Source organism: Celeribacter halophilus (assembly GCF_018860305.1).
GTDB lineage: Bacteria > Pseudomonadota > Alphaproteobacteria > Rhodobacterales > Rhodobacteraceae > Celeribacter > Celeribacter halophilus_A.
In genome coordinates this window covers 394,657-416,359 of the sequence record NZ_JAHKPE010000013.1, presented here as the reverse complement: position 1 = coordinate 416,359, position 21,703 = coordinate 394,657, and the positions used below count along the sequence as shown (strand labels likewise).

Sequence of the window (21,703 nt, the reverse complement as noted above, 5' to 3'; positions counted from 1 at the left end):
ATATCTCCCTGAATAAAGCCGTCAGGGATATCATGTTCACATGGGTCAATTCTCAGTGAAAAATTTGCGGTCTACCGGGTCACGTCTCAGCGGAAATCAACAGGTAAAGCGGTTATAATTGCCTTCAACCCAGCGTATCAAACAATTCCAGATAACGTTGCGCCCCGGCCTTTAGAGAAAGGTTCTCGCATACATAGTCGCGCGGAGTGTAATGACTGTGAACCTCCCAAAACTGGTCAAATGCGGCGATCATGTCCCGTTTCTTGAACCGAACGCCACAACGATCATCGAAATAAGGTACTGAAGACACTTCAATACCCGCAGGGGCAATCTTTATCTCATGCGGACATACAAGCTGGCGCTCATCCCAAGCAAATATCGGCACACCGGAGCACATGGCTTCCTGATAGGCCAACCCTTGCGTTTCATGTTCACACAAGAAAGCCATGGAACGCGCACGTGCCAGTGCTGCGCGAAACTGGCGCAAATGATGGGACCCGTACCGTAGCACAAGGTAGCTCATCCCCCGGCTTTCAAGATGCGCCAATAGAGGATCAAGCAAATCCGCCTTGCGTTCATCATAATGCCATCGGATCTTGTCATAAATGAGCACATCAATATCTTTTGCTTGCCACGAAAGATCCGGCCACTTTTCGGTATCGATCCCCACGAACATCGGCTTAACCATATCCCCAAGAACTGGTCTCCATAATTTACAATACCACTCGGAAGGTTGCGTCACGATCTGTAGGTTGCAGTCGCGCACAACGCGTGGCGTATCACTTGGAACCGGCACTTCTCCTGGGCCAAACATAGCAGGATTGGGCAAGCGAACCTTGTCGTAAACAGATCGAAAACCCGTGATGCCTATCGGCATATTCGGGTTAGCCCGCGCGTATGAAAAGTCATTCACCCGGACCTTGATGCCGCTGCTCTCCAGACTACGTCTGAGATTTAGAAAAGCTGTGTAAAACCCCGTGTAGGGCTGCAGGTTTCGGGCCCGGCGATAAGTCTGGCGCATGGATTTTCGGAGAAAAGACTTTGTGCGTCCTAGTGGACCGTCGTTGGCTTGAGTTTCGTACCCGTCATAAAACAAAGCGATTGTGCGCTGCCGTGTCATGCCTCATCTCCACCGTAATAATACGTTTTCGGGCGGACCAAGGCACCGCTAGCCACTCCGGCATGAAAAATGCCGCGCATAATCCAAAACCGACATTTGCTTTTCTTGAATACCGACAGACCAGACCGCAGCCAGCAATAGAGAGATTTCAACACAGATTTCACTGCCAGTCTCACTCTATCTGCACTGGAGGAAACCCGTCCGGCAGAGGTCACACAATGGCCATAGCTCTGTCCTGTGCTGAAACGACGCCGCATTAACCATGATGTAGACATACGCTTTGCCGCAACGGGTTCGCGCACAATGGCTTCCATCGTAATTGCCATTTCAACACCATGTCGATGCAGGCGAAAAAAGAAATCCGTATCCTCGCCCCCTGTCCGTCCGAAAGCTTCTTCGAAACGGGTTTTCCGCACCTGAGGATTGCGTAAATCCAACAGAACATTGCAGCTATAGCCGGTCTCCACGACACCATTCCGGTCCTGAGGAATGTTGGAATGGACGTCGTTTTCAACCATCCAATCCGGTGCTTGTTCAGGGTAGATGGCATATGATGGGCCAAACACCACACTTGCACCAGAATGCCTCCAACTGCGGATCATATTTTCCAACCAATCCGGATCGGCGGTTTCATCATCATCTATAAAGATCAATGCCTCGCCGCGTGCAGCCTCAAGGCATGCGTTTCGGGCAATCGCGATATTCCGTGCAGGAGCGTGGCAATACCGAATATCGAGACCGGTCTCTGTCGCAGTCTCTTCGACCCTTGAGGTAAGATTGGGCACATCGTCATTGTCAGCAACAATCACTTCAATACGATAGCCATCCGGTAGAGTTTGCTTTCCGATCGAAGCCAGAGTTTCAAAGACCTCCAATCGCCGAAAAGTACAAATACCAATCGTAATGAGATGGCTGTCCAAGGTTGCATGTTCTTGCCCAGATGTCTTTTCAATCATTACCCACACCGTATTTAGAAAATTTATACAGCACCGTAGACCCCCTACCCTTTAACCATATAACCCGCACACAAAAGGCCAGCATCAGACATCAGAGGCACAATATCAGCCTCAAACTTACACCAAACATCTGACTGTTTTCGACGTCAAGGATACAACAGTTTGACATCACGCCCTAGCAGAGACCTGACAAGCTGGCGTCCCCCCTCACAAAAGCACAAAAAAAAAGCACTTACGGACAGCTGACGCTCTGGAACGCTCTCCTCCCACAAGATACTTTTTCAGGAAAAAGTTCGTTTCAGACCTTCCGTCCAAACAATCTAAGTGTACGCAACACAAACTGTTCAACCAAACAACGGATCAAATACACAAAAACACTTGTAGGGACTTTGAAACAAACTGCAATCTCCGACAGGTCATGCGCTTTAACTGCATCAATCAATCGCGCCCAACTGTATCGTTTCATGGTATCAATCCAAAGAGCCTGCAACGCGGTGCGAGCTGCCCCCTTTGTTCCATCACGCAGCTCTTTAATCCGATAGCTCAGCGCACGTAGATCAGCGACACTATGTGAACCACTCAAGGACTCCGGACGTACAACGGCAAAATACCCAGCTGGTCCGACAATACTAAACCGCGCTCCAGCTAACAGCGCCTCTGCATAAAGCGCAAAATCTTCGCCCAATCGCATATCTTCGTGATATCGCAGATTATGTTTTTCTAAAAAGTCACGTTCGATCAATGGCTTCAAAAAACCCATCTCTCCACGTGCACCGTTGTAAGTGGTCATGTTTCCACGGACAAATTCGGTCAAATCAACAGAAAAACTCTCCGTTCCCACTTCAGGAAGTTGAAGCAAGCGTACGGGAGGGCCGTTTTCATTCCCTTCTTCTACCTTGTAGAGATCATCGGCAAGAAAGGTTGCGTGTAAAGATCTGGCCTGCCTGAGCAGGCTCGCAAGGCGCCCTCGCGCCATAAAGTCATCGCTGTCCAGAATTGTGACATACTCTCCTTGCGCATGATAAAGCGCAAGATTTCGCGCCGCTGCCGGACCTCTATTCCTGCCCGTTGTCATCGCAATGACATTTTCGTGCCGTTTCTCCAGTTCCTTGGCCAAACGCAAGGTTCCATCAGGAGACGCATCATCCACGATGATTACCTCAACATTCACACCAGGCTGGTCAAGTGCAGAAGTAACAGCACGTTCAAGGGTATCGGTACACTTATAGGCAGCTATAATCACTGAAATGTCGAATGGTGGTACAGGCTTCGTACTTTCTTGTGAATCCAACAGCACAATCAGCCCTCCTCATTCACCACAGAGCCGTCCCCCCATGGACTATAATCGTGACATTCCTGACCGTTACTCCCCACTGGGACAAAAGACATACAAGCATAACGCGCCTTGACGTTTGTGGCGGGATCGACAGCTCCGGCCCAAGGTGCCTGTGGCTCGGTCACGGCCCATATGCTGGCAAAAAGCTTTCCCCTAAATGAAGGGATAGGTGTCTCACTTGCCGCAGCATAAAATATCTCGCTCCCGTCGGCGAACCAACGCACACCCTCGGGGCGCCACTCAAAGCGGTAAAGATGCAGCCCCTCTGCGGCATCAAAGCCAAGCGGAATATTTCGCCCCGGCATTTGCTCTCCTTCGTAAAAGAGATTTGCGTAGAGCTTGGTGGTATCCTTTCCAAGAAATTCTATGTCGATCTCATGATGGGGATCATCGAACTGCCCCCCCGTGTAAGTGAAGAAGGACGATACAACACCACTTGCTTTAGCAGGCTGCATAACCACCTCGTAGTCACCGTAGCCATGCCCTCCGTCGCGCTGCACTTCCGCGCCCCAGAAATCTTTTTCTTCACCATCTGGTGCCGGAGCAAGGCTCAGAACAAGCTCCTTTCTACCGGCGTCATACGTAATGCGGTCCCGACGATACCCTGTCACCATCCGTTCTCCGCCGAAATCGAAATGTGACTGATAAAAAGTATCTAATGCCTGCGCCGTTTCAAAAAGTTGAAAAAAACCACCGGTTGGAGGCAGGTTACCCTGTAATTCAGTGACATCTTGCGCTGCCGCGCTTTGTGCAATCGACGTTGCGCACCAAAAAAGTGGCGAAATCATGCCTGAATACGTGAATTTCCGGCCACATTGAAAGAACAGTTTGTCTGGCATACCCACACCCCCTAACAATTACATTACAAGTTTTAAAGGTAACACAGCTGTTCAAGCAGGGAAGCGTTCATGAGCCTGCATACCACGATTATGATTGCGGCATATAACGCCGAGCGTTTTTTGCCTAAGAGTATAGCATCTGCACGAGCCCAAAGAGGCATCACGCCGGATATAATTGTCGTCGATGACGCGTCACAGGATAATACCTGTCAAATCGTGCGAGAAATCCCGGATGTCCGCTATTTCAAAATGCCACAGAATGGCGGCCCCTCTGCGGCACGAAACATCGCAATCGAAGAAGCTCGCGGCAATTGGATCGCGGTTCTGGATGCCGATGACGAAATGCAGCCGGAACGACTAAGCAGGATGATTGCCTGCGGCAAGGCAGCACAGGCAGATATTGTGCTCGGGAATTTCATGCCGGTAGGTTCAGATGGCAGCCCGCTAAACGGCGAAGCTTTCCTCGATCCAGAAAGCATCGACCCGCAGAAAAGTCTTAGCCTTGAAGACTACATAGCTGGCAATCAAATGACGGCAGACGAGAAATCTCTCGGTTATCTCAAACCCTTGTTTCGGCGTAAATATCTCCTTGAAAATAACCTCCGATACGATCTGACACTGAGGAACAGTGAAGATTACCACATCATTGCTGCAGCTATAGCGGAAGGCGCAAAGGTCATTATTTCACCGGATCCCGATTACCTCTATCGACAGGTGGAAGGATCGCTGTCTGCAACTCTACCACCCGACTATATCAAAGCACTCCTCGCGGCTGATGCGGCGCTCGCTTCCAAGGTTCTACCTACAGCGTCAGAGGAACTCGCCCGACAGATCGAGAGCCGCCGCTATTATCTCGAAATGCTGTTAGCCGCGGAAACAACGATGTGTCATCTTAAAAAACGCCAGTTCCTCACTGCATTAAAAAATATGATCAAGACACCAAAAGCTTGCAGGCTGGTCGCGGAAAAGCTGGCGGAAGCCACCAGAAAACGCACCCTTAGCCGATAAGCCCCGTTATTCCGCCCATGTAGATTTATGCGCAACCGACAACTCGGGATTGGCGGCAACAGACCTCGACTACTTTAACGCATCGACACGAGACAAAGAGTCTGTTTGTTTCATTGGCTCCGGAAAAACGCGTTCTACACGCAACACATCTCCCCGACCGATCACGGTATCCGGCAGAACCTGAAGCTCTCTCGTCATATCTTCTTTTCGGGTCAAGAAATAATATGTCACGGCCTGATCCACCAATATCGAGGCCTCACCCCCGGAAGCCTCGACCAAAATCGCATAAGTGGCACGGCGCAGCCGTAGTTCTTCCATTTTGCCCTGAAGAACCTGAAGCTCACGCGCCGCCTCGACCTTGTCGTGCGACCGCAAGGCTAAAATATCCCGATCCGTTTCCTGTTTACGTTGGCGCGCCCTATAGATCCCGGTTTCAATGTCGATCTGTTGGCTTTTCACCTCAAACAAGGCCTCCTGTGCATCACGAATTTGCACCGAGCGCGCAAGACCGCTCTCTTTCAGGGCCAGCATGTTATCAAGGTTTTCCTGCGCCAAAGAAATCTGCACCGAAAGTCCGTCTAGCTTTTCTTCAAGGCTCGCGATTTCAGTGTCCAGAAGCGTTTTCAAACCTTCAAGGTTCTTCACCTCAAGCGCCATAGCATCACGGCGCGCGTTCAATTGCAGTTGCTCACCTTCGATCAGGCGATCCAATGCAGCCGCCCCATCAGGATGCTGCACAGGCTCAGGAAGATCGGTCACCTCCACCCCATTCAGCATAGCCAGATAACGTGCCTCAGAGGCCTGCGCACGTACGATTTCACGATGCAACTGCGCCAAGACCCCGCTATCGACCATCAGGCTCCGTACATTCACATCCAATCCTCCCGTGATACGAGGAGTGCCGCCAGCGAGAGCAAACGCTTGATAGACGGTTCGCTCCGGTCGGGCTTCAAAGGCACCAGGACGGGCGACATCACCCAAAACAAAAAAGGGAGCATAAGTCACAACATTCATAGTGACCACTGGCGGTTCAACCAATTGGGCACGAGTGTGGAGAATAGCCGCAATCTTGCGGCTCAGTTCCGCTCGAGAAAGTCGAATTGCAGGAATGGACCCGACCAACGGCAGGGTCAGACTTCCATTGGCCGAAACCGTATAGATGCCGGAAACAGGTTCCCAAATTCTGTATTCGAGTTCTGTATCACCCCAAATCACGACACTCAGTTCAACTTGATCCCCAGCGCCCAAAAAAGCTTGGCTTGAAAAATCTGATCCTTGAGAGAAATCTCCGAGGGAGTTTGGCTCCGGATCCGCTCCGTTTTTCGCTCTACCTCCCTCAGAGACGTTGGCCTGTGTCGCCGGCAACGGCGGGTCTATGGATTGAGCGGAAAGAGGTGCAAATGTGAGCAAACTAATAGAAAGAGCATAGAAAACGCGCAGTAGCACGATTGCTCCACGCCCCCCACGCCTCTGTTGGTCTGTCGTGAGAGCAAGGAGATGCATCTTTGTCACCTTTTAGGTATAATACAACAGGTCTGAGGTCATCTAGTTAACGAGTAAGGGAGACCGATTGTCATGGTTGCGCAAATTACGGCGCTTGTACCCACTTTTAACCGCGGGGAACTTCTCGCCGAAGCTCTAAACGGGATTTTGCAGCAAAAAAGGGCCGTCTCACAAATCATCGTATGGGATGATGGATCAACGGACAATACCTTGGACATCATGGCCCCTTTTCTAAAAAAAGAAGGGGCCAGAATCCAATACCGCCGTGCTGAAAACGCCGGAAAGTCCGCAGCATTAAATCAGGCCATGGAACTTGCCGAGGGTGATTACATCTGGATTTGTGACGATGATGATATAGCACTGCCTGATGCAACAAAAAAACTTGCCGATATTCTGGATAGGAAACCTAAAATCGGATTGGCGGCAGGAAGCCATAAACGGTTTTCAGTTTCTCCTGACAGTGGCCAGCTTGAAATGACTAATGCAGGCTATTGGCCCGACCTGAGCACGGGCAGCCCTCTACGGCATGTTCTGGAGGATATCTTCTTTTTCCAAAACGCAACACTGGTCCGCCGGGAATGTTATGACACTGTCGGCCCGTTCTCTGTCGATCTTGCACGCTCCATAGATTACGATATGACCGTCCGCCTCATGACGCGCTATCCGGCAGAAATCATACCGGACACTATATTTCTCCAACGCAAACATGACGGTGAGCGTGGCCCAGCATGGCAAAGACATGCCGCAAAGTCCTCCGAAGATGTCTGGCGCGATGCAGACAAACTCGTCTTTGAACGCCTCCGCACCGACATTCCGCTATCGCTCTACGAAGCAATGTATGAAGGCGCAAACCCTGAAATTTCAACGCGTGCGGCCCTTCTACAGCGCGGTGCAGTCTATGCCAGACGCCGGGATTGGGAAACCGCTTTAGAGGATTTCAATGAGGCCGCATCACTCCAGCCGGATCTCGCGCTGGGCCATGAAGAGTGTCAAATTGCCATTCGTGCAGTTGCCGGCAAACATGGTGCGCAGGAATTATTCAAAAAGGACATACGGCAAAGGCTACTGCACATCTCAAAACGCTCGGTCGCAGGGAAATCTCTGGCATGCGCCATCTCGCGCGGCGCGGTCTGGCGCCTACGAGAGGCAATTCTTAGTGGTCGGGTATCCGAAGCCCTCGCCATCACCTCCTTGCTCGCTACATTGCCCCCCCGGACCGCTTCCGCATCAAACGTATCCGTCACCGAACGCAGCACACTGCCACTGGAGGCCTACGCATGGTGAAAACACTTCCCAAAAGAGTAATCGTTCTCATTCCGACCCTGAATGAGGCCCGACATATCGACGCCGTGCTCACACAGTTGCTGTCGCAAGATACCTTCGGCCAACAAACCCGTGTGATCGTAGCCGATGGAGGTTCAGATGACGGGACGCAAACTATTGTGGAAAAAGCTTCAACACGGTTCCCGAATGTCGAGTTAAGGCACAATCCCGGACGCACACAGGCATGTGCTATGAACATGCTCCTTGCATCGGAATTCGCCTCATATGACATCGCTGTCCGCTGCGATGCACACGCCGCCTATCCGCCCGATTTCATATCCCGACTGATAACCGAACTGGATCGACAACCCGACGTTTCATCTATCGTGATTCCTATGGATGCCGTGCCTGACGGAAACTACTTCCGTCGCGGTCTGGCTCTTGTGGCCGACAGCAAGCTTGGCGCTGGTGGTTCTCCCCATCGCGGTGGTGTCAAATCAGGTTTTGTCGACCACGGCCACCACGCAGCCTTTCGTCTTGATGCTTTTCGCACATTGGGAGGCTATGACACGCGTTTCATCGCCAATGAAGATGCAGAGTTTGATCGCCGGTTAATCGGCTCACGGCACAAAATCTGGCTCGATGCAAACATCCGCATCGGGTATTTCCCACGCGACACTTTGGGAGGTCTTTGGCGGCAATACTATAGATACGGCATCGGACGGGCCCAGAACTGCCTGAAACACGGAGACATTCCCGCACTAAGGCAGATGATTCCCGTGGTGCATGTTTTGTTGCTTGTCTTTTCGATGCTCCTGCTGCCCTTCAGTATTGCAGGTCTGATCTGGCCCGTGTTCTATGTTCTACTTCTCGGCGTCGTCGCCATCCAAACCGCGGCAAAGCACAAGACCTTATGCGGCCTCATAGCCTTGCCCGCGCTTGCGGCAATGCACACGGCTTGGGGATCTGGTTTTTTGATCGGACTATTCCGTAACCTCACGCGCCGGGAAACACAGTCAGCATCCGCAATGAGCCATACGGAAAGCTGAGATGTCACATAACGTTCAACATATCGCCTTTTTCGGACATAACGCTAAAGATTCCGCCGTTCGAAGACGCGCTATAGCTATGCAGCGCGCGGGATTCAAAGTCACAGGCCTCATGCCCAGACGAGGGGCCGCGACCCCTGTGCCTTTCGATTGGGTCGATCTTGGCGAAACCCGCGACAATGACTATATCCATCGAATAAAGTCGATCTTCACCGGAGCGAACACGGCTCTGGCGCAACGTGACATTCTCGAAGAAACCGATCTGTTTTATGCCCGCAATCTGGACATGCTGGCCTTGGCGCTGAAGGTGCGAAAACGGCTCGGAAAGACTGTCCCTGTAGTTTATGAATGTCTGGACATTCATCACAAGCTTGCTGGCACCTCCCTCTCAGCGCGCATGTTCCGACAGTTCGAAAAACGCCTCGTGGAAGAAAGCGACCTGATCGTGGTGTCCTCACCACGTTTCGAAGAGGAACATTTCCGACGGTATTACAAAGGTCAATACCGACATATGATAATCGAAAACCGTCTGATAGAGGGCGATGCCTTTGGGCCTCGCCCAGTTCATGAGTTACCTTTGTGCGCAGGGCGGCTCAGGATCGGCTGGTTCGGAAACTTGCGTTGTCGACGATCGATTGAATTGCTTAAGGATCTCGCCCGGCATTTCCCAACCGGGGTGGACATCGTGTTGCGAGGCTATCCAGCTCTCTCCGTATTTCCAAATTTGGAAGACGAAATATCCGACTACCCCAATATCGTCTATCATGGGCGCTACAGGGCTCCAGAGGATTTGAACCAGATATATAGCGATGTAGATCTGGTCTGGGCCGGCGATTGGTATGAAGCCGGTTTCAACTCACTGTGGCTCTTACCCAATCGCATCTACGAAGGGGGCTATTTCGGCGTTCCAGCCTTTGCCCCGGAGGGCACACAAACGGCCAAGTGGCTGCATGAAAACGGCATAGGTCTCATCGTATCAGAACCAATCGAAGCGAATTTTACGCCCTTGATCCAACGGCTTTTGAACGATCCATCTCCTTTGATCGAGTTGCGTCGATCCCTCGCCGCACTACCGCGTGACACCTTCGTCGAGCCACCAGAAGTCATGCGCGAAATGGTGGATCGCGCCACATCGTCCTATCACAACGCATCCAACACAAGTCCCACCAAACCCAGCACCTGAGTCCAAACACGTTTCAGGAGGTCCTCCCCATGGCCACAAATCGCTTACTCCCCCACGCCATCGTCTTCGGCACACCAAAATCTGGCACCACAACACTCTGTGGTGCTCTGATGCGCCACCCTGACATTTACATGTACCCCAAGAAAGAAACACATTTCTTCAACGACCTTTTCACCAAAAGGGATATGAGTTGGTACAAGGGGCTTTTTACCGATGCCCCCGACGGCGCGCTGCTAATGGAAGGCACCCCGGACTACAGCATGTCGCATTGTGTGGACCGCACGTTAGAACGGATTGCAACACATATACCTGACGTCAAACTCATCCTTATGGTGCGCAATCCGGTCGACCGGATTGAAAGTCACTATATCCAGATGCTTTCAAATACGCGTACCGAAATTTCCATCGACCAAGCGTTAGAAAAATGGCCGGAAATTGTCGAGACAAGCGATTACGGGGCCATCGTGGAAACCCTGCGTCAGTATTTTTCCGAAGATCAGCTGCTTGTGCTGTTTCTTGAAGATTATAAATCCGACAAAAGTACCGTTCACGCTCAGACACTTGAATTTCTAGAGGTTGATGCTTCCAGAATACCTTTGGAGACAGTCAACACACAAAAAGCATTGCACAAACGGGAAGACCAAGGCGTCGACTGCGCACTGCTCGCACGATTGCGGCGTTGGAAACACTACGACCGGATCAACATGCTCATGCCAAGCTGGATCATAGCACTCGGGAAGAGGACTTTGCGGAGCCCCCTCAAAGTACCCACAAAACTACCCCCGGCGACGCGAGCGCGGCTTGAAGCGGAATTCAATCCTAAATGGGCGCAATTTCAAGAAGAGTTTCGTTAACTTTCACTTTTCACAATCTGCAATCATTTCAAACGAGATCAATAGGCGATGGGCTACTCTGTGGCACATAAGGTGTACCATAGGTTTCAGGAAACTGAATAGCGAGCGTGACCTCTGTGATATGAAGTGAAAACTCACCACCAAGACGGGTAGAACGCGCGTCTCGCAGAGCAAGAGCCATATTATTGACGCCCCTCATGAAGTCCATCGGATGTCCACCGCTTGCAAATACGGTGGTCTTTTTCTTCGTCACGGACAGCCTGCGCTTCCAGCGCCTACCTAAATATTTTTCGACCCGTTTCTGAAATTTCCTCAGAGCCAGAGGATAGGCTTCCACAGCAGTATGAAAATCCCAAACCTCTTGAGCACACAGTTCTCCCTCATCGCAAAAAATCCGCAATCTATGATCATGCGGCGCAATAATGGAATTGGTTAACCGCGCAACAACACCCGCCTCGAAACGTAACAGGGCGCAAGAAAAATCTGCGGTTTTGTATGTTTCAGGCGTATCTTCCCCCTTATCCGGAAGACAGAGGTGCGACATGCTGACGACTTCCGTCACAGCACCGAACATCGCCACCAACCATGTTAACATATAGCCTGCATGTTCAACTGTGCATCCTGTAGAAAACTCGTCACGCGCCGGCCATAATGCTCCTGATTTACTTAGCCAGCTTTCATAGCCCAAACGGTGGATCATTCCCTCGTCTATTTCCGCATAAACCAAGCGCGGCGTGCCAAGCTCTTTATCTCGAACGGCTTGCCGCAACCTTAGGGCCGCAGGGCCTAACACCGAAGACGGCGCAGACACTATTTGAAGCCCTTGTTCATTGGCCAATCGGACAAGTTCTCGCGCCTGACCTATCTCCATCGCGAGCGGCTTCTCCGAATAGACGTGCTTTCCGGCGTGAAGTATACGCTTGCTCGTTTCAAAATGTGCATGTGGGTTGGTGAGATTGACAACAATTTCAACCTGCGGATCGTCTAGGATCTCCTCAAAACCATGGTATCGCTCGAGATTGTAAAATCCCGCAAACTTTTCAAGGCGCTCTGGATCTTGATCCCACACCCCACACAAGAAGAGAGTGTCGGCATGATTGTCAAATGTCTGTTGATATAAATCCGCAACATAGCCACACCCAAGAAACGCTATTCCGATCTTGGCCTGTGTCGATTTAGGATTGCACCGCTCGGAACCAGACATCAGCGCTTACATAGCGCATCCGTCATGTGCCGGTTAAATACACATAACTTCTCGCCCTCCATATCTTTCAGAATGGCAAGTGCTCGGTTCCCCCAAAAGAATTTGATGACCATAGCCCGATCCCCCTAAGTATCATCATGATCCTGCTCCGTTCGTCAAAATGATCGTAGTCACCTCCGTGGACCTCCGTCCAGTTCCCATAAGAGGCAAATGATCTACAGGCCCCAATAAAAGGTCTTAGTCCTTTATGGATCGGGTTCTTATTAATCACATATGTGCAGGACGCCTAAAAACATAACGGATCCGAGGCTCCCTAAGAGGGTAAATCAATTCAATCATCCATTGTGTTTTCGTGTGAGTTCACGACGCAACCAATTCATTGTATATTCGAGCTGGAGTGTGATCGAAGTAAATTTACAAGTTTTCTGGTGGGGGAAAATATGTCACGACTGCGTATGTTGACGCTGGCCATGGTGGGAACCACATGTTTGGCCGCATTGTTCGGTGGAGGAATCTGGGCAGGTTACGTCCTCAATACCGAAATGCAAAACCGGTTCAGCTTTCCGGCGCGTATGTTTTACAAGCTCAATGGCATGTACAACTCCTATTTCAACTCGGGAGCCGCACCGAAACCGGAACGTCTAGTGACCAACCGGGTCATTCTTGAACAGGAAACAATTTTTCTGCCCGCCGCCGCAAAAGATTTTGCTGGAGGTATCAGCACATTTGGTGAGAACACAGTGCTGGTCACCGATCGCGTCGGAAAAATGTTCTCCGTCACAGATCATGTTGTACACGAACTGAATATCGCCCCCCCACATGACAACAGAGAGATACTTCAGGCCCAGCTCGAAGCGGGAGATCTGGGGAATATCGAGATCAGCTTCAACTGGATGCGCTTCAACGACATATTTTATTACGATAAAGGATCAACAGGATATCTCTTGCTGTCCTACACGGAATGGCTACCCGAACAGTCCTGTTTCGGCAACGCTCTTGCGCGCTTGCCTGTTGAGGGGGATGATCCGACCAAATGGACTGCGGATGCGGATGACTGGACCATTATTGCGCGAACAGAACCTTGCCTTGAACTATTCACGTCAGGCAAAGGCATGTACGGGCTTGAAGCCGGCGGACGAATTGACCGTATGCCCGACGGACGCTTAGTCTGGTCCTCTGGTGCATATGAACGGGCCGATAGGTTTGAAGGGCTCGACTTCCAAAACGCCCTTGGCCAGTCGGATGACGCGGAATACGGCAAGATGATCTTGGTGAATGTCGAAAACGGTGAAAAAACAATACTGGCCAAAGGTCTGCGCAATCCTCAAGGGGTCAGTGTAGATGCTTCCGGGCGGATCTGGGTCTCCGATCACGGGATGCGCGGCGGGGATGAACTTAATCTGGTATTCGAGGGCGCAAATTTCGGTTTTCCCGCGGTCAGCTACGGCACAAAGTATAACCGGCAACCCGCTGGCAACCGGGACCGTCATGCCAACCACGATGGATATGACAAACCCGTTATCGCCTTTGTACCTTCTATCGCCCCGTCTTCCGCGCTTGCTGTCGATAATTTCCATTACGCTTGGGACGGAGATATTTTGGTCGGCGCGCTCAGCGGCGCAATTCACCGTGTGCATGTCGAAGATGGACGTGGAGTTTATGTCGAACCCATTGAGGTCGACATGCGTATTCGCGACATGGCCGCACTCCATGGGGGGAGAACCATTGTGCTCTACACCGACGACCGCCGATTGTCTTTCCTGACACCGGACACAGGACCTGACCCTATGGCCCGTTTTGACGAATTGTTAAGTGCCTATGCCACAGATACAAACACGCTAGCCGCAGCAAGCAGCACAATGACAGCCTGTTTGCAGTGCCACAGCCTGCTTGAGGGAGTGGACAACGGTGCGGGGCCTTCTCTGCATAATATTTGCAACCGCGAACCGGGCAGCAGCGACTTTCAGGGGTATTCCGGCGCATTGGACAAACTTGGCGGCACTTGGACCAAGCAAACTCTCAGCGCCTATATCGCAGACCCATTCGCCACAGTGCCGGACACCAACATGGGTTGGGGCGGCATCGAAGACGCAAATGTCTCACAGGCAATCGCGAATTCATTATGCGAAATGTGAATTAGTTTGGCCCGCAGCCAGCCAATACCATTAAGCCAAACACTCTTTCCCGATCATGAGGACATCAAAATGAACCCGAAATTACGCGCATTCGCAGATTGCGCGATGGAGAGAGGATGCTCCAGTTCGGCAGCGATTGATGTCCCTGCCCGAACAACGAAAAGATTTGAATCAATTTCGCCGGTCGCAGTATAGGCTTCGGTAAAGCTACTTGCGGGCGGAGGCATAATGATGACTGTATCTACCGCGCCCAGTAAAGCCTCCACCACATTCTGGTATCTTGCTGTATCAAACACGACGGAAGGGTTAATCCCAGCCATGGTCTCGGTTGGCATGAAAATCGCTCCGACATCGGGCACACGAGTCAAAGCATCCTCAACATCCCCGTTGTTATAGATCACATCTACCAGATTGGACTTCGGCTTGAGATACTCCAATTTTGACGACATCTGTGCGCCCCGGATATCTGCATCAATGAACACGCAATTCCGGCCCATGCGCCCATATGCCCATGCCAGCATAATAACGACATTCAGACGATCTGTACGATCTGCATCCGAGTTCACAAGGATTGTTCTGGCGAAACCTCCGGATCGCATATCAACATTGTTGGCCAATAGCATGGCCTGTTTCGCAAGGTCACTTTGCGGCTCACGGTTCAAATCCGTGCAGAGATCAGTTATGCGGAAATTATCACTGATAGCTCTTACTGAACCATACACACTGACACCGGTTTCCTGCGCCAATTGCTGCTCAGTTGCCAGTTTCTTCGGCAACATGTTTCTAAAAAGAAGATAGGCAACACCGAGGAACACGCCCCCAAAAGTAGCAAGCAACAAGGAGAGCTTGCGGCGCGGATAAACCGGAGCGCTCGGCGGGTTGGCATAGGAGATAATCTCCGCATCAGGGTTCTGCAGGCTTTGCAATTCGCTCAACTCTTTAAATCGCCCCAAAAACTGTTGGTATACTTGGCGATTGGCGTCTGCGACACGTCGCAATTGGCTAAGCTGGATTTCCTCACCAGACTGATTGAGCATCAACCGAGACAATTCGGCCAGAGAATTGTCCATCGAGCCCACCACAACGGTCAGTACTTCGCGCTGGTTTTCCAACCGATCCAGTTCGCGCCGAACCTCGGTCTCCATCGCGTCTTCAAGTTGCCCGATAGTGCGTCGAATAGAAATCACTTGGGCAGAATCTTCACCAAAGCGTCCGACTGCATTGGCTTCGCGCTGCTTGAGGCTCGACATCTGGCTCCGGTATTCAACCATTTCCTCGGAGGATGAGAAAAGTTGGGCAGCCAAAGGCCCCTGCTCTTCAAGCGTCGATTCCATCTTGTCTCTCAGAGCCGTGATTTGGGCAAGTTCGGATCGCTGTTGCACCAAACGAGACGTCAATTCCGTCATCTGTTGATCCAAACGGGACCGGTTGTCCGCATCGGCTTCCATTCTTGCCCGATAGTCCACAACCGCTCGTTCTGACTCTTCAAGTGTCACCGCTAGATCCGTCACCCGCGTCTCCAACCAGTGCGTGAATTCACGCGCAGAGTCGAACCGCTTGTCTGTCAGGAATTTCACATATTCGTCCATGAGGGTATTGGAGAGCGCAGCTGCCAGTTCCGGATCTTCTGATTCTGCCGTCACCTGAACCACATAGGACGTGCCTTGCTGGCGCACTGAAAAAGAACGCCGCAATTTGCTGACAATGTCCTTATATTCTCCTAACTGCGATTCACTTGCCGAAGCGGCCACAGATATCTGGCTCGGCAAGTCTTCAACCTCAGCATCAATATCCAAATCGGAATCTGTTAGAAGCGACTTCACCCAGACTTTAACGCCGTCAACAAATGAAGGTGATTTCTCTTGATCCAGAATATCCGGATTGAATTCCGGAATATTTTCCAACTCAAGCCGTTCAGCAACCCGATGCAAAAGCACATTGGAGCGTAAAACTGCAAGCTCCCCTTCGATTACAGAATTTGTTAAATTCTGTTGCTCCTCCACCAGATCAAAACTGTTGCGCGCAATCAAGCCCTGCTCCCCGAGAAGCATCTGAGAGATCGCCACATAGCGCGGCGTCGCATTCAACAACAACAGCCCTGTGAGGAAGATAGCCGTCGCCGTAAAACCCAAAACAGTTCTGCGCCCGTTTTTCAGCAGCAAGATCAAATCTTGCAAGCGCATCTTGGCTGGAACGTTGTCCCGGAACGGTACATGTTCGTTCGCTGGGACCGTCCGGACACTACTTTGCTGATTCATACTCAAAACCCCCAAGCCCAAAACCAAGTTCGGGCACAACTATAAAAAACACAGTGCACTCTCTATCACGAAGTCTGCAGTGAGCGTTGCCAACAATGTTCTCATTCATGTGCGCCCGATCAAGAGATTTCCCCTTTCTTTCCCACCAATCCCTGCTCAGATTATTTTTTAAGCACGAAACCTTTGGAAACAGACTGCAAACCGGATGAAACGTTAATTATGCCGCCAAACCAAAACAGCATTACGAGATGCCAAACACCCGCTCTCGAACACTAATGAGGGCTCCCATATAGAGGACCATCGTCATAAGCGAGAAAGGTGTCATCAGACCGGGCTCTGTCATATTGCGTGCGAGGATCATGGCTGCGATTGAGACGAAAAACGCTTGAGGCATCTCGCACCTACGAACCATAGCGGCAAAGACCTGCCAGATGGCGTAAAAGAAGGCCAACAGCGCAATTCCCAAACCAATCAGGCCTTGATGCACAGCGGTCTGTAGATAAGCGTTATGAAAAGTGAATGTCGCGTTGAAATCCTTATGAAAATCTACAAAAATTCTTCGCGACACATGTGTCCAGTCCTTTGGGTTCCAAAAACCGCCATGGCCAACCCCCAATAGCGGATTTTCTTTTATCTGCTCCAAGGCATATCCCCAGAGCACAGTTCGCCCAGTCAGGGTCGCGTCTTTTCCAAACTTATCAAGAACCAGGCCGATCACATCTATATTCGCCGCTGAAAACAAAAGAGACGACCCTATCAGCAGAAGACTCAAGCCAAGTGTTAGCCAGAACAGGATCACTGGATGAAACAGCCCCCGACCATCCAGCATCTTTGACAACAGAATTAGGATCAAAAGAGCAAAGGCCAAAAGGACAGCCGTGGCAGAATTGGAAATAAATACCAGCGCAAGTGCACAGGCCGCCAACACACCGGCAACAAGTCGAAAGAAACGGCGTTGCCCGTAATCCAGCGCGACACAAAGCGCAGCGGACCACAGGATAACCATATTCAAGCCCATAGAGTTTTTCGAAGCGAAAACCCCACGAGAAGCTTTCCCCCCCGTTGCGGGCAATACCAGAGAGGCAATAGCAAAAATTCCGGCGGCGATCACAAGTGAAACAAGGACATCCCTGCGGTCCAACCTGAGCGCGACGCAATAACAGATCATAACCGTGAGGAAACCTTGCGCAGCCGATTTCAAAATAGCTCCTGAATTCACCCCCCAAAGCGCTGACATGACGCACCATGTTGGAAACAGAAAAAGAACCCATGATTTCGCTACAATCGGAAAAAGATCATCGATGTCTCGAACAAAGGCATAACCGAAATAAAGAGAAAGAGGATAAAGGATCAGCTCATCCATAGGGAATTGCTTGAACGTCACAATCAGCCAAAGTGTCAGCAACAGGTGATCACGCATTTTGGCATCCAGCCTATACCACGCCTTTCGCGGCACTTCAGAGCGGGTGCAATGTCCGGGATAGGTTATGCCGGAATAAACCGTATCTCCTGACGCAACCATTTCATCAACACTCATTTGCTTCGTAAACGTTCACACTATGACCACAGCAATGTCCGTAGACACTATTTCAAATAGATTACATGTCAGTTTGTCACATGACTCAATACATTCTTTAAAATCCCGTGATGAAATCCACATCCCCCCTCTTTCACGAGCATTCAGCCCGATTTTTTAGCCAAAATATAGTGGAAACTTCTCACACCGAGGTCCACGGACCTCCCGATAGCTCCCCCACAAGGAAATATACCAACATCCCCGGAACTTTATCCGTGGCGACAAGACATGACAGAAAGAAAACATAACACGCCCCATCCAAAACGTTCCTACTCAAGAATCTGATAGACAACTCATCATTGTGAAATTTAAGGGTGAAGCCTACATGCTTTGATTTCAACCTCGGGCGCTGGAGCCACCACAGGCACGGCAGGGCCTTCATCACTTGTCAGAGGAGACAGCGGGAGAAACATCGTGCTGTCGGAACCTGCCTCAAATCCCTGCGTCGCGAGGCCCGCCGCCACTGCTAGATGTGCTGGCGTGTGATGTCGTGACGACGTGCAACATCAGTGACGGTTACTCCGTTCACGCCAACCTCTTCAAGGATTGCCTGCTTCTGATCATTCCGCCAGAGCTTAAGATCTTATCTAATCACCAAGAAGGCGGTACCAATGAGGCGGTTACGAATGACTGCCTGATGGGCGTGTTTTCCGACAAGGCCAGGAAGATGCTACATGACATTTGGCAGGCGGAAACCCGTGTGGATGCGCATGCATCATTAGACTTGTTCATTGAAACCTTCGACATGAAATACCCAAAGGCCACCGAATGCCTGATGAAAGACCGTGATGAGTTGTTGAGCTTCTATGACTTCCCCGCCCAACACTGGCAGAGAATCCGCACATCGAACTCGATCAAAAGCGCCTTCGCCACAATCCGGCACCGAACCAAACGGACCAAAGGCTGCCTCAATAGATATGATGTTCAAGCTCGGCCCAAGTGCAAAGAAAAGCTGATTCAAGCTGCACGGCTTTGCCCATCTCGACGATGTCATACAAGGCGTCGATTTCGTAAACGGCATCAAGTCATCAAACCATGATCAGGTCGCCGCATGTCCGTCGTCATATAAAGTTGGACTTCAGAGGGGGTTGAGCATTGGAGGCTCTGGTTCGTTTGTGTGATAGATCATGCGGCCTGTTTTTGATAGTGCAAGTGGCGTTGACGGATTGTCTGCTTTTTGTTCTTCTCCCTTTCTCTCAAAATGGCTTTGTCGCGCCTAAGGTCCTTGGCTACGGCATTGCGGTCCTTCCACCCACAAAAGTTCAGGGAATGGAGCGCACGATGCAGATTTGCACGGTCGTGTTGGGAACGGTCGCATTGATGTCGTCGGGGAAGCCCGTGAGGCCGTCTACGTCCGCGGTCAGGATGTCTTCCACGCCGCGGTTGCGTAGGTTGTTCATAATCGAAAGCCAGAACTCGGCCCCTTCTTTGTTCACGAACCAAAGACCCAGAACTTCGCGTCGACCTTCAGGGGAACGCCCAGGGTCACGTAAGCTGCCTTGTTCTTGAACTGACGGCTATCCATTGCCCGGCAGTGTATCACGCAGAGATGTCATGAGAGGGAGCGTCGCGCATTTTTGCGGGTAAGGGCATCGAGGAAAACAATCGGATAAATCGGTTCCAGAGCGCGGTTCTGCCAATTCGATACCTCCTCCAGAAAGGTATCGTTGACGCGGTTGACAAAATCGGCTGATACCTTCAGGTCGAAAACCTCTTCAAGGTGGTCCCGGATCCCCTACAATCTCGGCGTTCAGTTCCTTTAACTGCTCCTCGTCAAGCTCAGGTTTCTTGCGACCGCCCCGTTCGAACACACTAGGCGCGCCCTCCAACAGGACACGCTTTCATTGGTAGATCATCGTCGCCTCTCGGTGTTTGCATGCAATCACCTGCCGGTATGAGATGAACCCCGAAATGGTTCGCTAGCTTGGCGGAAGTCTCCTCGCCCTTCAGTGCCTCCACGCGACCTTCGCCTCAAACTCAGGCGCATGTTGTTTGCGTGTCGACATCTCTGATCTCCTTCTCGTCGAAGTTCTGCAGACTGCAAATCGCAGCCAATGTCAGTGTCCGAATTCCGGGATGGGAGATCAGTGTTTAACGGTTTTTGCATGCAATATTTCGAGATTGGCTGTCGTGATTTTGCTATACATTTTGCTACACAATTTATGCGGTGACAATGTGTTATTATTTTGTTTTTATTTAATAATAACTCATCTCTTGCGTTGATTTGGCTGACTTCGTCTCCGCCATCACCCTTTGATTTCAACTTGAAAAAAGGGTTTTGGCCTAACGCCTTACCCACGACCAGCATATCATTTGCGGTTCCGGAGATACTTGGCGTCCGACGCATCTTCCGGCGACTGGAGCCATTTCAGGCCCCCTCGGTTAAAAGCCCTTCACGCCCCTAAACCTCAAAAACCAAGAACCCACAGCATCAGCGGAATTGTGGCGATGGCAGCGACGGTTTGGGAGGTGACGATCCCTGCCATCAAGGTGCCATCTCCGTTCATTTGTCTGGTCAACACATAGGACGTGGGGGCCGTGGGGATGGCCGAGAAAACGACCAGCACCAGCGCCTCAACCCCGTTCAGCCCGACAAGGCGTGCGATGAGCGCTGCGAGCAAGGGCATGAGAAGCAGGCGCAAAGCGCCGGTTGCCGCCAAACTCACCCCGTCGCGACGCAGCGTGGCAGGTTGCAAGGCGGCCCCCACACAGAGCAGGCCAAGCGGCAGGCTGGCTTGGGCAAGAAGATCAAGAAAACGCCCCGTGCCAAACGGAAGCCCCCATCCGGTCAGTGCCAGCGCGATGCCCCCAAGACAGGCCAAAATAAGCGGATTGAGCGCCATAGTGCGCAGCATCGAAAGCGGTGTGCGCCCCTGCCCCGCCTCGGTCAGAGCCATGATCGACAAGACGTTGACCAAAGGCACGGCAATCGCAAGGTAAATCGCCGCACGCTTGATCCCCGCGGGGCCGGTCAGGGTAGAGAGGATGGCCAGCCCGAGATAGGTGTTGAACCGCACCGCGCCTTGTAGCACCGCACCGAAACGTGCCGCGGGGATGGGGTGAGCGCGCCGGAACAGGCCTAGGGCGCATGCCGCGATCAGAATGACGACCACCGTCGCACCGCCCAGACGCAACACCTGCGGATCGCGGACAGGGGCATCGGCCAGACTGCTGACCAGAAGGGCCGGAAAAAACAGGAAATAGTTGATCCGTTCGGCGGCGGGCCAGAAACCCGGATCAGGAAAACCGCGAAGGACAAGGACATAGCCAAGGCAGATCAGCGCGAAAAGCGGCCAGATGGTGAAGAAAAGCAATATGTTATCCCCTTGGCTCTGACCTACGCAGTCAGGGCGCCGCGCGGGTATCGTTGCACTCCCCGTTTAAGGCCGATGCACTGATCGGGCAAGCGGCTTGCCGCC

General features: G+C 51.5%; 15 protein-coding genes and 2 pseudogenes. 7 read left to right on the top strand and 10 right to left on the bottom strand.

Going from position 1 to position 21,703, the window contains the following annotated elements:
* Window positions 1-124: 124 nt before the first annotated feature.
* From KO492_RS03600 to KO492_RS03585, 4 genes are all read right to left on the bottom strand, one after another.
* Entirely contained in the window at window positions 125-1,120 is a 996-nt protein-coding gene (locus KO492_RS03600) for a glycosyltransferase (RefSeq protein WP_216043698.1), read from the bottom strand.
* Window positions 1,117-2,076: a glycosyltransferase gene (locus KO492_RS03595; RefSeq protein ID WP_216043697.1), complete on the bottom strand. Its 960-nt coding sequence runs from the start codon at window positions 2,074-2,076 to the stop codon at window positions 1,117-1,119. The genes KO492_RS03600 and KO492_RS03595 overlap by 4 nt, the downstream gene beginning before the upstream one ends.
* A gap of 298 nt (window positions 2,077-2,374) precedes the next feature.
* Window positions 2,375-3,373 (bottom strand): glycosyltransferase family 2 protein, encoded by a 999-nt coding sequence (locus KO492_RS03590; RefSeq protein ID WP_216043696.1) that lies wholly within the window; start codon window positions 3,371-3,373, stop codon window positions 2,375-2,377.
* 2 nt (window positions 3,374-3,375) lie between these two features.
* On the bottom strand, window positions 3,376-4,251 hold the full coding sequence (locus tag KO492_RS03585; RefSeq protein WP_216043695.1) for a family 16 glycosylhydrolase: 876 nt from the start codon (window positions 4,249-4,251) through the stop codon (window positions 3,376-3,378).
* A gap of 69 nt (window positions 4,252-4,320) precedes the next feature.
* Between KO492_RS03585 and KO492_RS03580 the strand changes: the two genes are divergently transcribed.
* Entirely contained in the window at window positions 4,321-5,259 is a 939-nt protein-coding gene (locus KO492_RS03580) for a glycosyltransferase family 2 protein (RefSeq protein WP_216043694.1), read from the top strand.
* A 69-nt stretch (window positions 5,260-5,328) separates the two neighbouring features.
* Here the strand turns inward: KO492_RS03580 and KO492_RS03575 are convergent, their stop codons facing one another.
* Window positions 5,329-6,705 carry a polysaccharide biosynthesis/export family protein gene (locus KO492_RS03575; protein ID WP_216043693.1) on the bottom strand — a complete coding sequence of 459 codons (1,377 nt, stop codon included), beginning with the start codon at window positions 6,703-6,705 and terminating at the stop codon, window positions 5,329-5,331.
* A 129-nt stretch (window positions 6,706-6,834) separates the two neighbouring features.
* Between KO492_RS03575 and KO492_RS03570 the strand changes: the two genes are divergently transcribed.
* The 4 genes from KO492_RS03570 to KO492_RS03555 are packed head-to-tail and all read left to right on the top strand — an operon-like array spanning window position 6,835 to window position 11,111.
* A complete protein-coding gene (locus tag KO492_RS03570) occupies window positions 6,835-8,046 on the top strand; it encodes a glycosyltransferase (RefSeq protein ID WP_216043692.1) in 1,212 nt (403 codons plus the stop codon).
* The gene (locus KO492_RS03565) at window positions 8,040-9,074 is read left to right on the top strand and encodes a glycosyltransferase family 2 protein (protein ID WP_216043691.1); all 1,035 of its coding nucleotides are present in this window, start codon (window positions 8,040-8,042) and stop codon (window positions 9,072-9,074) included. The genes KO492_RS03570 and KO492_RS03565 overlap by 7 nt, the downstream gene beginning before the upstream one ends.
* Before the next feature lies 1 nt (window position 9,075).
* Complete coding sequence (locus KO492_RS03560; RefSeq protein ID WP_216043690.1) at window positions 9,076-10,257, top strand: hypothetical protein; 1,182 nt, start codon at window positions 9,076-9,078, stop codon at window positions 10,255-10,257.
* Window positions 10,258-10,286: 29 nt separating this feature from the next.
* On the top strand, window positions 10,287-11,111 hold the full coding sequence (locus tag KO492_RS03555) for a sulfotransferase family protein (RefSeq protein ID WP_216043689.1): 825 nt from the start codon (window positions 10,287-10,289) through the stop codon (window positions 11,109-11,111).
* 28 nt (window positions 11,112-11,139) lie between these two features.
* On the opposite strand, the gene KO492_RS03550 is transcribed toward KO492_RS03555, so the two are convergent.
* Entirely contained in the window at window positions 11,140-12,315 is a 1,176-nt protein-coding gene (locus KO492_RS03550) for a Gfo/Idh/MocA family protein (protein ID WP_216043688.1), read from the bottom strand.
* Between the two features lie 440 nt (window positions 12,316-12,755).
* On the opposite strand from KO492_RS03550, the gene KO492_RS03545 reads away from it, so the two are divergent.
* Window positions 12,756-14,450: a PQQ-dependent sugar dehydrogenase gene (locus KO492_RS03545; RefSeq protein WP_216043687.1), complete on the top strand. Its 1,695-nt coding sequence runs from the start codon at window positions 12,756-12,758 to the stop codon at window positions 14,448-14,450.
* A 53-nt stretch (window positions 14,451-14,503) separates the two neighbouring features.
* On the opposite strand, the gene KO492_RS03540 is transcribed toward KO492_RS03545, so the two are convergent.
* On the bottom strand, window positions 14,504-16,708 hold the full coding sequence (locus KO492_RS03540) for a GumC family protein (protein ID WP_216043686.1): 2,205 nt from the start codon (window positions 16,706-16,708) through the stop codon (window positions 14,504-14,506).
* Between the two features lie 241 nt (window positions 16,709-16,949).
* A complete protein-coding gene (locus tag KO492_RS03535) occupies window positions 16,950-18,245 on the bottom strand; it encodes an O-antigen ligase family protein (RefSeq protein ID WP_216043685.1) in 1,296 nt (431 codons plus the stop codon).
* Window positions 18,246-18,912: 667 nt separating this feature from the next.
* On the opposite strand from KO492_RS03535, the pseudogene KO492_RS03525 reads away from it, so the two are divergent.
* Window positions 18,913-19,336: pseudogene (locus KO492_RS03525) on the top strand (transposase); the annotation flags it as partial.
* Window positions 19,337-19,496: 160 nt separating this feature from the next.
* Here the strand turns inward: KO492_RS03525 and KO492_RS18915 are convergent.
* Window positions 19,497-20,016, bottom strand: a pseudogene (locus KO492_RS18915) (transposase); the annotation flags it as partial.
* A 676-nt stretch (window positions 20,017-20,692) separates the two neighbouring features.
* Window positions 20,693-21,598 (bottom strand): AEC family transporter, encoded by a 906-nt coding sequence (locus tag KO492_RS03515; protein ID WP_216043684.1) that lies wholly within the window; start codon window positions 21,596-21,598, stop codon window positions 20,693-20,695.
* Between the last annotated feature and the right edge of the window lie 105 nt (window positions 21,599-21,703).